Source organism: Sphingomonas sp. PvP055, assembly GCF_040546365.1.
GTDB lineage: Bacteria > Pseudomonadota > Alphaproteobacteria > Sphingomonadales > Sphingomonadaceae > Sphingomonas > Sphingomonas echinoides_A.
This window is the reverse complement of record NZ_JBEPNS010000001.1, coordinates 1,794,826-1,808,142: the sequence shown is the minus strand read 5'-3', so window position 1 is coordinate 1,808,142 and position 13,317 is coordinate 1,794,826. Positions and strand designations below refer to the sequence as shown.

10 protein-coding genes are annotated in these 13,317 nt (G+C 63.1%); 6 read left to right on the top strand and 4 right to left on the bottom strand.

Going from position 1 to position 13,317, the window contains the following annotated elements; all coding sequences use genetic code 11:
- Positions 1-20: 20 nt before the first annotated feature.
- A complete protein-coding gene (locus ABIC16_RS08750) occupies positions 21-2,528 on the bottom strand; it encodes a TonB-dependent receptor domain-containing protein (RefSeq protein WP_354290776.1) in 2,508 nt (835 codons plus the stop codon).
- A gap of 495 nt (positions 2,529-3,023) precedes the next feature.
- Between ABIC16_RS08750 and ABIC16_RS08745 the strand changes: the two genes are divergently transcribed.
- Positions 3,024-4,010, top strand: coding sequence for a GGDEF domain-containing protein (locus ABIC16_RS08745; protein WP_354290775.1), 987 nt, complete (start codon positions 3,024-3,026; stop codon positions 4,008-4,010).
- 68 nt (positions 4,011-4,078) lie between these two features.
- Here ABIC16_RS08745 and ABIC16_RS08740 read toward each other — a convergent pair whose 3' ends face one another.
- The gene (locus ABIC16_RS08740) at positions 4,079-6,445 is read right to left on the bottom strand and encodes a putative bifunctional diguanylate cyclase/phosphodiesterase (protein WP_354290774.1); all 2,367 of its coding nucleotides are present in this window, start codon (positions 6,443-6,445) and stop codon (positions 4,079-4,081) included.
- Entirely contained in the window at positions 6,442-7,047 is a 606-nt protein-coding gene (locus ABIC16_RS08735) for a methylamine utilization protein (protein ID WP_354290773.1), read from the bottom strand. The genes ABIC16_RS08740 and ABIC16_RS08735 overlap by 4 nt, the downstream gene beginning before the upstream one ends.
- 110 nt (positions 7,048-7,157) lie before the next feature.
- Here ABIC16_RS08735 and ABIC16_RS08730 point away from each other — a divergent pair, with 110 nt between their 5' ends.
- Complete coding sequence (locus tag ABIC16_RS08730; RefSeq protein ID WP_354290772.1) at positions 7,158-8,042, top strand: DUF3034 family protein; 885 nt, start codon at positions 7,158-7,160, stop codon at positions 8,040-8,042.
- 18 nt (positions 8,043-8,060) lie between these two features.
- On the top strand, positions 8,061-8,528 hold the full coding sequence (locus ABIC16_RS08725; RefSeq protein WP_354290771.1) for a group I truncated hemoglobin: 468 nt from the start codon (positions 8,061-8,063) through the stop codon (positions 8,526-8,528).
- A 317-nt stretch (positions 8,529-8,845) separates the two neighbouring features.
- Here ABIC16_RS08725 and ABIC16_RS08720 read toward each other — a convergent pair whose 3' ends face one another.
- Positions 8,846-10,705, bottom strand: coding sequence for a glycoside hydrolase family 97 protein (locus tag ABIC16_RS08720; RefSeq protein WP_354290770.1), 1,860 nt, complete (start codon positions 10,703-10,705; stop codon positions 8,846-8,848).
- Between the two features lie 38 nt (positions 10,706-10,743).
- Between ABIC16_RS08720 and ABIC16_RS08715 the strand changes: the two genes are divergently transcribed.
- From ABIC16_RS08715 to ABIC16_RS08705, 3 genes are all read left to right on the top strand, one after another.
- A complete protein-coding gene (locus ABIC16_RS08715) occupies positions 10,744-11,079 on the top strand; it encodes a hypothetical protein (RefSeq protein WP_354290769.1) in 336 nt (111 codons plus the stop codon).
- A 400-nt stretch (positions 11,080-11,479) separates the two neighbouring features.
- Positions 11,480-12,409, top strand: coding sequence for a hypothetical protein (locus ABIC16_RS08710; RefSeq protein ID WP_354290768.1), 930 nt, complete (start codon positions 11,480-11,482; stop codon positions 12,407-12,409).
- 394 nt (positions 12,410-12,803) lie between these two features.
- Positions 12,804-12,983 (top strand): DUF5808 domain-containing protein, encoded by a 180-nt coding sequence (locus ABIC16_RS08705; RefSeq protein WP_354290767.1) that lies wholly within the window; start codon positions 12,804-12,806, stop codon positions 12,981-12,983.
- Positions 12,984-13,317 lie beyond the last annotated feature (334 nt).

Sequence of the window (13,317 nt, the reverse complement as noted above, 5' to 3'; positions counted from 1 at the left end):
CGCGCCCGGAGCGGAAAAATTCAGAAGTCCATGCGCACCGCCGCAGAAACAGTCCGACCCGGCAGCGTCCGGCCCATCACAATTCCGCCGGCAGGCATCGTCGTGTCCTGCACGCCAGTGATGGCTTTCGAGTCGAACAGGTTGGCAGCGTTCACGGACAACAGAAGCTGCTGGGTGACGTGGAACTGCACAAAGGCGTTGGTCGTGACATACGCCGGGATCCGCAGCTGTTCGTCATCGCCGGCGTAGCTGCCGGTCGTTCCGATGATCACTGCGCCGATATTGAACCGGTCCGCGCTGATCTGCGGCGTAACCTGATAGATCAGCCCCGCCTGGTTATGCGGGGTATTCCCGACGAAGATCGGCGTGACCTTGTCCTTAGCGATCTTCGCACTGGTGTAGGTCGCACCCGCCGTGATGCTGGCAATGCCGCGCGTGTAGCTGCCCTCGAGCTCAATTCCCTTGGCCCGGAACAAGCGCTCAACCGGTGCGCCGTCGCGCGGGTCGAGGTTGGTGTCCATTGCCTCCGCCCAGAACCCTGTCAGATTGAACATCGTCGAGTCGGTGCGGTATTTGAACCCGCCCTCGGCCTGTGTAACCTTGTCCACCGCCGTTTCCGGCCGGAGCAGGCTGCCGTCCTTGAAGTTGAGGAAGCGGGACGAGATGATGCGGTCGGCGTTGGCTCGCCCGCCGCGACTGTACCGCCCGAAGACCGACCAGGTCTGGGCGATGCGATAGTTGGCGCTCGCCGAGTAGGACAGGTTGTTGTACGAATAGTCGATCAGTCCCGGTACCGCTGCGCCGAAGCGTGACGTACGGGACTCCGCGTCGGAAATGACGCCATTACCGTCGATGTCGTAGGATGAGAATCCCGTGCCCTCGGTATAGGTCCCGTTGGCGCTGCCCATATCGTACCGCAGGCTACCGCCAAGCGACAGCTTGCCGATCTGATAGTTGACCGAGCCGTAAGGCGCGTTGACATCGTAGGCGACGTTGTAATTTAGGCGGCAGCATCCGCCGAGCAACGCGGCACCGAAGCCGTAAACCCCATTCTGCGTGATTGGTACGCCGGTCGCCGAAGTAACGTCGATCAGCGCTCCGCGACCGCCGCCGCGCACGTCCTGGATCACGGACGTCCAAAGGAACGTCGTGCCGATATTCTGGCGCGACTTGTAGAAGCCCGCTGTGGTGGTGAGCGCGCCGCTACCGACGCTCCACGTCCGGCTGCCCCGAAGATCGTTGGTGACGTTATCGAGGCTATTGTAGCGGTTGCTGGCCATCCCGATTGCCGCAAGCAGGCCGTTGCCGTTGAGCGCCGATGGGTTGGCGATCACGGTGCCGGCGTTGGGGCCGTTCGCAAAGGCAATGCTGCCACCCGATCCGCCCAAGCGACCGGTGATCGCCGCGGCATCGCCGACCTGAACGAATTGCGGGCTGACGAAGCTGCCACTGATGCCTGCGTAGCGGAAACGATTGGTGATCGACCATCCCGCGACCGTGAATTGCGCTTCGAACCCGACTGATTTGACGATCGGATGCTGGCCATCGCGGACGTTCTGGCGCGACAGCGCGTCATTTCCGTCCAGCCCGACGATCGTGGTGAAATTCCGGTTCAGCAGCGTATCGCGCTTCATGTCGAAATTGGCGACGCTGGAGTAGGTCGGATCGCTGTTGGTCCCGGTAACCTTCATCGGAATATAGCCGTAGACCGGCGTCCGATCGTTCAGATACTTACCGTAGAAACGAATATAACCGCCGGTAAACTCCTTGGTGACGTTGACCTTGATCTGGCCGCCGTCCTGACCGTCAAAGCCGGTGGACCGCGGCCCCTCGCCCCGACGGTAAAAGCCGCCGACGTTGACGCGCAGCGTGTCGGACAAGGGCGTGCCGTAATCGAAGTCGAGCCGGTAGGATCGATGATCGAGACCAAAGGTCGTCTGTACGGCGCCACCGGCGTTCACCCCGGTCTTGGAGATGAAGTTGATCACGCCGCCGGGGGAATTCGACGCGAACGTCGAGGCCGATCCGCCGCGGATCGCCTGCACCTGACCGACGGTCGTGTCATACCGCAGGAACGTGTCTGCCGTCGCGAACCCGATATCGCCGAATTCGAAGACGGGAAGCCCATCCTCCTGGAGTTGGACGAACTTGCTGCCGGTCGCGGCGATCGGCAGGCCGCGGATCGAGATATTGCCATAACCGTCGCCCTGGGACGCATCCGAGCGCACGCCCGGCAAGTTGCGCAGCAGGTCGGCGACCGACTGTGGCGAAAATTTCAGGATTTCCTGCTCGCTGAGCGAACTGGTCGAGATCGCGCTGTCCAGCAGGTCACGCGCCTTGGCGACGCCGGTGGAGAAGACTTCCTTGGCTGGCGCCTTGTCGACCGATGGCTCGACCGCGGCGGTGGCGGCGGCTGGCGGCGCTTCCGCGTTTGCGGACACCGGCAAGGCATGGGCGAAAGCAGGAAACATCAACGCCACTGGCGCGGCAGTGAGCAAAAGGCGGCTGTGCTTCAACGTGTTTTCCATTCCGATGGCAAGCGACCGCGAAACCCGCCTGCGATGATCAACGCAGATGCGCTGATGATGCGCGCGAGCGACTTCCCAGGACTTGCGAAACATGGCGAAAGTGCTCATGGATTTATTATAGGACAAAATTGTCATTTGCCGCTTTTAGGCGGGTTTCCCGAAATTCTGGGGCCGGATTCGTCGCGATCGCGGCCGCGAGCGTCCCCCTCTTTCGGCACTCCGCGCGCGCACTGATCCGACGCCGCGGGCCATCCTTGTTTATCGCCATCGGCATGATCTACGTGCTGGGCGGCGTCAGTCTAATCAGCGTGATCGAAAGTCGGCTACGCTCGAACCTCGCCGAGGTAGAACGACCGGCCTGAACCGTCTCTGGAACCGGTCGCCGACCCTTCCATCGTTCCAAAGGATCATGCTGTCTTAACGGCCGATCCTGTACGCCAGGGAATATCGCCGATATTCGATAGCTTGCTCCACTCCGTGAACGGATCAGCTTCCATGCCGCACCAAGACGCCCTCGCCGCGACCCTGCACAGTGGCTCGGTGCCCACGAGTGACACCAGTATGGATCCTGGAGGCGAAGAAGCGGTCTACCGGACGCTTCTTGAATCGACGCGCGCGATCCCGTGGAAGATCGACTGGGCGACGATGCGCTTCACCTATATCGGCCCGCAGATCGAAACGCTGCTCGGCTGGCCGCAGGACAGCTGGATTTCGGTCGAGGACTGGTCATCGCGGATGCACGAGGACGACCGCGAGCATGTCGTCAACTATTGCGTCGCGCAGTCGATCGCCGGGATCGACCACGAAGCCGATTATCGCGCGCTGACCAGAGACCGCGGGTTCGTGTGGATCCGGGACGTCGTCCACGTCGTGCGCAACGCGGCGGGCGATGTCGAAAGCCTGATCGGCTTCATGTTCGATATCAGCGAGCGCAAGCGGATCGAGCAGGAGCTCGTCAAGATGCAGAAAAAGCTGGAGGCGTTGTCGTTCGAGGACGGCCTGACCCGCACCGCCAACCGCCGCCGCTTCGATGAACGGTTTCAGGCCGATTGGGACAATGCCCATCGTACCGAACGTCCGCTGTCGATGATCCTGCTCGACATCGATTATTTCAAGCGGTTCAACGATCGCTATGGCCACGTCCAAGGCGACGAGTGCCTCGTCCGGGTGGCTGCGGCGCTGAAGCAGATCGGTCGCGCGCAGGACGTCGTTGCGCGCTTTGGCGGCGAGGAGTTCGTCCTGCTGCTTCCCGACACGGACGAAGCGACCGCGCTAACGATCGCACGCCAAAGCTGTCAGGCGATCGAGGCGCTCGCCATTCCGCACGACGATTCGGATTGCAGCCCGTTCGTCACTGCGAGCGTCGGCGTCAACACCGTGATCCCGAGCGCGGACGCACAGGCGCGCGACTTTTGCGAAAGCGTCGATCGGCTGCTCTACGGTGCAAAGCAAAATGGGCGGAATCAGCTGCTCTCCGCTTAAAGATTAAGGGCTTCAGCTCCCCCGTTCGTTTTCGATCGAGACAGGCACTTTGGCGGCGTCCGTTCGGCTCAGGCGGCCGCCGTCATGCGCTCGGCGATCATGCCTGCCACCATTCCCGCTTCGATCGGCCGACTGAACAGATAGCCCTGAATGCTGCCACACCCCTGCCCGCGCAGTTTCGCGAGTTGGTCGCGATCCTCCACCCCTTCCGCGGTCGTATCCATGTGCAGCGCATCGGCGAGATCGAGGATGGCGCGGACGATCGCGGCCGACCCGGCGTCTCGCGCAACCGTATCGACGAAAGATTTGTCGATCTTGATCTTGTCGAACGGGAAACTGCGCAGATAGCTCAGCGACGAATAACCAGTCCCGAAATCGTCGAGCGCAATGCGGACGCCCATCGCCCGAAGCCGATGGAGCAGTGTCACCACGGTGCCCTCGCCTTCCAGAAAGACCGATTCCGTAATTTCGACCTCGAGCCGCTCGGGCGCTAGGCCGCTGTTCGACAGCGCCTGGAAGACGATGTTGGCAAACCCAGTCGAGCGGAACTGCAGCGGCGAGACGTTCACCGCGACGCGCACATGCGCCGGCCAGTTCACCGCCTGGCGGCAGGCTTCGAGCATGACCCATTCGCCGATCGCGACGATCAATCCGCTCTCCTCGGCGACCGGAATGAAGTCGATCGGAGCGACCGCCCCGCGTTCGGGATGCTCCCAGCGGAGCAGCGCTTCGAACCCGCCGATACGATCCGCCTTGAGATCGAAGATCGGCTGGAAATTCAGCCGAAACTGACCGGTGTGCAAGGCATCGCGCAAGTCGAGTTCGAGCTGACGGCGTTTGCGGGCCGCGGCATCGAGCGCGGGTTCGAAGAACCGGAAGACCCCGCGACCGTCGCGCTTGGCGCGGTACAACGCAAGGTCGGCATTCTTGAGCAGTGTGTCGGGATCGGCACCGTCGCCGGGGCTGACAGCGATCCCGATGCTGACCCCGCACGGAATCTCGTGCCCGTCGACGCGCATCGGCAGCCGGAGTTTGTCCAGGATCGCTTGTGCCAGCGCGCGCGGTCGGTCCGCATCGTCGGGGTCGGCGAGGATGATCGCAAATTCGTCGCCGCCCAGCCGCGACACCAACCCATCGACCGCCAGCGTCGCCAGAAGGCCGCCGAAATGCCGTAGCAGCGCATCCCCGACCGGATGACCGAGCGTATCGTTGACGCCCTTGAACCCGTCGAGATCGAGACAGAGGACGACGACCTTGCGGTTCATCTTCCCCGCGCGGGTCAGGTCCGCTTCGAGTTGCTGGCGGAACAGAGTGCGATTGGGCAAGCCCGTCAGCGAATCATGAAAAGCGAGATGCGCGATGCGATGCTCGCGCTCATTGATGCCCGCGGACATCAGGTTGAAGCTTTCTGCCAGCCGCCCGATCTCGTCGCTGCTGGCCACCGCGACCTGGATGCTTCCGCCTTCTTCCAGCGCCTTGGCGGCAGCATCCAGCGCCGTGATCGGGCGTGCGATACTTTGGGCAAGGCGACCGCTGCCGACGAGCACCACGACAAGCCCAAGGACTCCGGCCAGCGCAATGCCGAGTTGCAGCGCGCGATAGGAGGCCAAAGCGCGCGCTTGGGGATAGCTCAGCAGCAATACCGCTTCCGGAATACCGTTGCGGCCCTTGAGGCGCTTCACGAGTGCAAACGCGCGGCCTCCGGGCAGGTCGAGCGTCGTCGGCGTCGCGTCACCACTGCCGTGCGCGATCATCGTATCCAGCGCCGGCGTCACCGGAACGCTCGCATCGCGCGCAATCCAGTGGCCACGCGGATCGCGGTGGAGGATCGTCGCGTTAAGCGGGATTGCCGACAGGCGCTGAAGCGCACTGATCTCGCGGGCGTCGAGCGGAACGGCAAAGATCACCGATCCGATCTTGACCGGCGCGAGGATCGGGGACGCCAGGACGCGATACGCGCCGCTCTCGGTCATGACGGTTGCGTCCGCCCGGTCGCCGGACAGGCTCGTCGGCAAGTCGCGCACGATGCTGCGCAACTCCGCCGGCCCGTCGCCGATCACGTCGCCGGATTGATCGACGACGAACGCGTTCGGTACGTCCGCGCGGTCGCGTAGATTGACGACCGCCGACGCAATCGTTTCACGGTCGCCACTCGCGACCGCGCTGCGGAACCCGAAATCGCGCGCCAGCACGTCGCCCGAACTCGCCAGCGCGCTCGCGCGCAGCGCCCAGATCCGGTCGTACACGGTGCCGCTCGTCGCCAGTTCGGCCCGAACGCTGTCTTTCGCGTGGTTGAGGATCATGATCTGACCGACCACCGCGACCACGATCAGCGCAGCGGCGAACAGTGCGGTATACAGCACCGACAACCGCGTGCTGAGGTTCCGAAACCGCAACCGCCTGACGATCCGGCGCAGCGCGCGACGCAAGATCATTTGTTCCGGATGGTATAGGTGGTGGACAGCCCAGCCGCCGGAACCGCCAAGTTTTGCGACAGCATGTTGCCGCTGGCCCGGATCACCGGGTTCCACACGCGCACGGTGACGGTCCCGGCGGGAACGTTCGGAATGGTGACGCGGCCTTGCGCGTCGGTCGTCATCGCAAACGGCGTATCGACGACGAAGATGAACGCGTTCATCGCATCATGAATGTTGCAGCCGAGCGAAACGACCCCGGGCTTGTCGAACACGACACTGCGCGTTTCGTCCTTACCGTACAGCTTGAGGTTGAACTTCTTCGCTGCGGAGAAGGAATAGACGTGATGCCGGACACGATCGCGGTTGGGAAAGGTCACACTCGCGCCGACCGGGACGATCAGGATATGCGGTGCGAACATGATGTTCTGTTGCGCCATCTGGTACGATCCGGCGGATCTCATCGCGCCCGCGGGTTTGTTCGGACTGTCGATCAATACGACGGAATTGGGCAGCGGCTGGCCCGCTGCATCGCGCACGTCGATCGTGAGCGTGGCGGCGTGAACGGCGGACGGAGCACATCCGACGGCAAGCGCCGCAATCCAGGCATGAGAGCGTTGCATCGGGATACTCTAAGGCCAAACGCTTTCTAAACCCTCAATGCCGCATTTACGAAAAACTCACGGCAATCTGCCATATTCTGGTCCGACCCAAATCCGAGCGCCGGTATTCCATGACGTCCTTTCTGGCATCCCTGATCGCATCGGTGCTTGGTGCCGTGCTTCTCATCGCCACACCGGCTGGGGCGAGTGAACGACGCCAGGGCGGCAAGCTTTTGCTGACCGATGGCGTGTCCACCGTCGATGGGTCTGCCGGCGGCGGGCTGGCGACCTGGGCGGTCATTTCCGGCGCCGAGACCAAGGACGGCATCGGTGGTAGCGTGCATGCCAGCTATGTCGCCCTCCCGGACTTCGACCTGACCAGCTTCGGAGGCGCAATCGGCTTTTCCAATCGGGTCGAGCTATCCTATGCGCATCAGGCGTTCGACACGCGCGCAGCCGGAGCGGCGCTCGGGCTAGGCCGGGGCTTCACGTTCGGGCAGCATATCGTCGGGGCGAAACTCCGTCTTGTCGGGGATGCCGTCTTTGATCAGGACCGGTTGCTGCCGCAGATCGCGATCGGTGTGCAGTACAAGATCGCCACCAAGGGCGCCGTCATCCGCGCGGTCGGCGGACGCGCGCAGCGCGGCATGGATTTCTATGCCGCCGCAACCAAGCTGGTCCTGTCGAAAAGCGTGTTGATCGGTGCGACCGTGCGGTTCACCAAGGCCAACCAGTTTGGCCTTCTGGGGTTCGGGGGCGATCGCGAGGATCGGTATCGCCCCCAGTTCGAAGGGTCGATCGGCCGCCTGCTGACTCGCAATCTGGTGATCGGCGCCGAATATCGCACCAAGCCGAACAATCTCGGTTTCGCGCGGGAGCAGAATGCGTGGGACGGCTTCGCGGCGTGGTCGTTCAACCGCCACGCGACGCTGACCGCCGCCTATACCGACCTCGGCGATATCGCGACCGTCCGCGGCCAACGCGGCGCGCTCGTGTCGCTTCAGGGACGTTTCTGACATGCGGATGGTGCCACGATGATCTTGCTTCTCGCGCTTGCCGCTGCCGCCCAGACGATCCCGCCGGGCGAAGACCCCGTCGCGCCGTACGCGCAGCACGACACCAACGCCGGAGCGACGCCGTTCCGCGGATCTGCCATGCTCCGCGCGTTTCACGGGCGCGTCGGGATCGATCGGATGACCGACGATTTCGTAAACCGTCTGGTGGCGGACGACCGCATCGCCGACATCTTCAAAGGCCAGGACATCGTTCGGCTGCGGCGTCTGCTGAAGGAACAGTTCTGCTACATCCTCGCCGGAGGCTGCACCTATACCGGGCGCACCATGCGGGATTCCCACAAGAACCTCGGCGTGCAGCAAGCCGACATGGGCGCGCTGGTCGAGGACTTGCAGGCGGCGATGCGGAAGGAAGGCGTCGCGTTCCCGGCGCAGAACCGTTTCCTGGCGAAGCTTGCGCCAATGCGCCGCGATACCGTGCAACGCTGATCGAGGATGGACGGCGACGCGTGACACCGGGGAAACCCTGAACCCTTCGAAGGCCGGGTCCTGCAGAAACCGCAGGCGTGTCGCAGCCAGCGCCATCGCGATTACACCATCGTCGATCTGCCGCGGGAGATCCCGGTGCGGCTTCTGCACCACAACGCGATTATCGACAACGCCGGCAACATCGCAGTGCGGACCGCCCCCGATGGCTGGAACGATACCGTCGCGGCAAAGCTCGGATTTCCCGGCGACGTAACGAAACGCGCCACCCCCGATGCGATCGACATCGGGCCCTCAGCCAACGTGGCAACGATGCCGGGTCACGGTCGTTCGAAAACGAGGGCGGCGCCCCCGTTCGCCGCTATCGGAACGCCTAGCCGAGTCCCGGCGCGGACCTTCCCGGTCCGATCGCCGAGCGCGCTGGGGGTCTTGCCATCAATCCACGCACGAACCTTCCAGCGTCCGTTCTTGGGAAAAACGAGCGGGAGGGTAACGGTCCGCGCCGCGCTGTCGGTGATGGCCCCGACGTACCAGCGTTCCCCGTTGCGGCGCGCGACGGCGATCCATTCGCCCATGGCTCCCGCAATCCCATGCGTCTCGTCCCAGGTCGTCGGGACTTGCTGAATGAAGGCCACGCCCGGCGCCCAGCGTCCATCCGCACTGCGGTATGCGACAGGCGCGTCGGCCAAACTGGTCAGCGGGCTGGGATAGAGTACAAACAGCGCGAGCTGATGCGCCCGCGTCGTCATCACTTCCGGAGCGGGCGCCTTTGGCGAGAACGCGGCGGGTGTCACGTTGCGGAACCCGCCCGGCGTATAGTCCATCGGTCCGATCGTCGCGCGGGTGTAGGCGGCGCGGACATCGTAGCCCGCCGTGACCTTCCGGCGCCAGCGGTTGTACTCGTTGCCCATCGCCCCTTCCTGCGTGAGGAAATTGGGATAGGTCGTCTCCAGTCCGCGCGGGACGAACGCAGCGTGCATGTTGACGAGGATGCGGTGCCGGGCGGCGGTGGCGAGCAGTCGGTGATAGAACCCGACAACGGCCTGATCCTGCCGGTAGATGAAGTCGACCTTCATCCCCGCAACGCCCCAGCCCTGCCAGCGCGCGAGCACGGCATCCATCCGCCCGTCGAGCGACGTCCAGTCGGTCCACAACCAGATGTGCACGCCGCGCCGACGGGCATATTCGACCAGTTCGGGTACGTTGATGCCCTCGGCCGGCGTCAGGACGTCGGCCGGCTGACCAGGTCCGGACGGCTTCGACGCCCACCCCTGGTCAATGACGTAATAGCGAAGCCGCATGCGACCGGCAAAATCGATATAGCGTCGGTACGTCGCCATGTTGTGGCCCGCATTGGGCACATCCGGCGCAAGGAGACCCGACCACCACCCCCATGCGGCCTTGCCAGGTATTATCCAGGTAGTGTCAGCGATCCGGGACGGCGCAGCGAGACGCTGCACCATACGGTTCTCGACCAATCGCTCGGGCCGGTCGGCGATCATCACGATGCGCCACGGCGTCGTGATCTTTTCCCCGGCAGGCAAGACGACGGCGAGCCGATCGTCGTCGGGCCGCGGTGTCAGGCGGACCGAGACAGCGTTGCCAGAGACCGTTCCCGTCAGATAGGCCGCCGCGTAATTCTCGATGTTGCTCTCGGTGAGTGCGTAGGTTTCCCCCTCTCGCCCGGTGGCACAGGTCAGCGGGAGGTCGTACAGATCGTCATGCTTGAGCGTGCGGAGGCGCACGGGCTTGTAGTCGCCCTCGTGGCTGTTAAAGAACTTCTCATGCCGAACGCCCAGACAGGCATCGTTGCGGGCGGTGACAAAGCGGGTCGACTCCCCTGTCACACGCCAAACGCCCTCGGACGGATGTCCGGGGACGATCACCCTGAACGCGGCCCCGTCATCGCACGCTGCTGTTTCCAGAATGACAGCGCGGCCGCGCGGGCCCTTCTCGCGCGCGCTGATCCGCTCGCCGGGGCAGCCGAGTGCCGCGATCAAACGGGTCCGTCCTGTCTCGACCAGCGGCCCGAAAGGGTGATCCGCCAGCAGGATACCGGCCGGCGAAGGATCGATCAGGGATTTGCCGCGATGCCTGATCGAAACCTCGAACGCACCATTCGGCGCGATCCCGGCGGCGATCCCAATGGTTCCGTCAGGCGACACATCCGGTTTTGCCACGTCGAATTTCGTACAGCCGCCGACGGCAAAATCTTTGGGTGGAAGGAGCCGACACGGTTCTTCGCGACGAAGGCGTTGGGGACGTCGATCAGCTTGTCAATAAGGTCGGGGTCAGTCGCCGAGAAGTCGACACCGAACAAGACCGATCCGAACTTGGCTTTGTTGGCGATCAAGGCATCGGCGACGTCGGTCAGGTCGCCCCAGGCGACGGCAATGGAGATGCTGTCATGTTTTTGGATAAGCAACTTCCAGCGGCGCGCGATCGCGGCTCATTCCATGAGTTCAATCTTCATCCGCCGCCCTGCTGCCCCTTCGACCGACTTGGCCGGTACTTAGCGATGTATCTAAACGAGAAAGAGACCGCTTCCTATTGAACGGCGACAGGTGAGCCGCGGTGCTGAAACATCTGCGTTGACCAGCATCGATAGGCGGCTTTCGTCAGTACCGGACGTTCATTAGAAATGAGTGAACGACTGGCTTTGGGTCGACTCCCGCCGCCAGCTTCGCGGCAGCTTCGACCCACAAGTGGACATTCAAGTGCCCTAAGCCGCCTTCCACCTCCGGACATTCGTTCATCCGGTTAGACAGCGGTTTTTGGGAGTTTCCAGACCGGCAGCTTTGCCGCCCGATAGCTGCCAGTCGGGTTTGGAGAACAGCCGGCGAGCCGGCCGTGCCTAAACGTCGCGACCCGAGCGTCGGCGATCATTCCGTTGATCGCAGGCTAGATTGTCGCATTATGGTGGCGAGCGAATGTACAGCTTGATAGCATCTCTCATGCCAACCAACGCCACGTGCATCGTTTTCTCTCTAGTACTTGGCACGCTGGCCGCGTTGGCAACGGCCAAGGAGCCGCAGCAGGCGCGAAACGTCCGCTTCGCCGGGCCGGTCGAACGGGTGGCCGCCACTAGTCTGACCGAGTTATCGTCGAGCCTAGAGCGATTGGCGGCGATCGACCCAAGCAATCCGCCAAGCGACACTGGCACCAGGCAGACGCTCAGTCTGTTCGGCCGGGAAGACCTGATCGCAGCGACCAGCGCGTATTATAAGCCCAACGGATGCGCGCCGTCGAAGACGGCGGTGGACGTTGTGCCCGAGATCGAGCGACGCGCACGGCAGACCTCGATCGTCATCGTCACGGAAAGCCACGAGCGATCGGAGCATCGCGGCTTCAGCACGGTGCTCGCGACGCGCTTGCGGCCGCTGGGGTACAATACGCTGGCGCTGGAGGCGCTGTCGCCATCCATGCCCGACACGCCGGCTCAATACCTGCCGTCATTCGTCCAACACCCGGCGCTGAAGTATTTTGAGGATGGCGACGGGCATTATCTGTCCGAAGCGGGATATGGCCGGTTAGGCCGGCGCGCCAAAAAGCTCGGTTATCATCTTCTAGCGTACGACTTCATCGACGAGCATCCGGCGGCTGATGCTACGACGGAGCAGCGGATCGCAGCGCGCGAGGAAGGAGAAGCACGCAACCTAGCTGCGTACGTCCACGATCATCCGGGCGCGAAACTGCTGATCCACGTCGGCTATGCGCATGCTGCGGAGGTGCCTGGCGCGGATGGCACACAGTGGATGGCTGCACGGTTGAAGAAGAAGACCGGGATCGACCCGCTCACCATCTCGCAGACTGCCTGTAGCGGGGGTGGCGGCACTGTGCGGCTATCAGCTTTGCCGGCCGATAAGCCGCCCCGGAACCTTTGATCTGGTCGTCGATCATCCCATTGCGCACTTCTTTCGCGGACGCCCCGTATGGCGGCAGCAAGCGGGCGACCAGGCGGTGCGCATCCCGCAGAGGCTCTATCCGGCGCGCGGCTGGTGCGTAGTCGAGGCGCGCCCAGTCGATGAGCCGACCGCGTCGGTGCCGATGGACCGCGTCGCGATCCGCGCCGGCGACGATGTTGCGCTGATGCTACCGCCCGGACGCTATCGATTGCGGGTCATTAATCTCGAACCTACGCCAAGATCACCAGCATAGAGCGGACGGCGCTGAGCGGTGAGAGCGCCCATTTTAAATGTTAGTCGGATGGTCAATTTTGGTGGAAAGTTGACGTGCGCGATACAGTAGATGCGCACTCCATTTTGAGGAACTAAGGCGATGGAAGAGGGATACGACTGGTTAGGGTTGTATCACGATGCAGACGACCCCCGCATCGTTGTGCCCAAGCGAATGAAGGCTTTGGGATGGACCGTCAACGTCGGGCATCGAAGGGGGCAAGTGCTGTTTGCATTCGTAGGGCTCGCCATCGTGATCGCCGCCGCAATACAGTATAGATAGCTGAGCCTAAGTCAGCAGTTGAGCGCTAGCCGACGGTCCGTTTGTAGCTGTCAAGACCCATAAGTGGCCATTCGCGCACCCTTCCCCGCTTCCTAACTGAAGACATTCGTTCACCTGCGCTCTGACGGCGCCTGGCGCATGATCGTCCGTCATGAATGCCGTGAAAGGTGAGACGCGGTCGTTCGACGATCATGGCGCGCTTCCTCGCGTCCGGTTTCTGCTCGCTGCGGGCACAAGCAGGATCAACAAGACGATAACGATCGTGAGCGTTGCTGTGGCCAGCGGACGATCGAAATCCGGTCCAGATTTTGGGACCGGAGAAAATAAGCCACCA

What these genes read in the sequence shown, in the direction of transcription:
- ABIC16_RS08750 (WP_354290776.1), bottom strand. Translation starts at nt 2,528, where the DNA reads ATGGAAAACACGTTGAAGCACAGCCGCCTTTTGCTCACTGCCGCGCCA.
- ABIC16_RS08745 (WP_354290775.1), top strand. Translation starts at nt 3,024, where the DNA reads ATGCCGCACCAAGACGCCCTCGCCGCGACCCTGCACAGTGGCTCGGTG.
- ABIC16_RS08740 (WP_354290774.1), bottom strand. Translation starts at nt 6,445, where the DNA reads ATGATCTTGCGTCGCGCGCTGCGCCGGATCGTCAGGCGGTTGCGGTTT.
- ABIC16_RS08735 (WP_354290773.1), bottom strand. Translation starts at nt 7,047, where the DNA reads ATGCAACGCTCTCATGCCTGGATTGCGGCGCTTGCCGTCGGATGTGCT.
- ABIC16_RS08730 (WP_354290772.1), top strand. Translation starts at nt 7,158, where the DNA reads ATGACGTCCTTTCTGGCATCCCTGATCGCATCGGTGCTTGGTGCCGTG.
- ABIC16_RS08725 (WP_354290771.1), top strand. Translation starts at nt 8,061, where the DNA reads ATGATCTTGCTTCTCGCGCTTGCCGCTGCCGCCCAGACGATCCCGCCG.
- ABIC16_RS08710 (WP_354290768.1), top strand. Translation starts at nt 11,480, where the DNA reads ATGCCAACCAACGCCACGTGCATCGTTTTCTCTCTAGTACTTGGCACG.
- ABIC16_RS08705 (WP_354290767.1), top strand. Translation starts at nt 12,804, where the DNA reads ATGGAAGAGGGATACGACTGGTTAGGGTTGTATCACGATGCAGACGAC.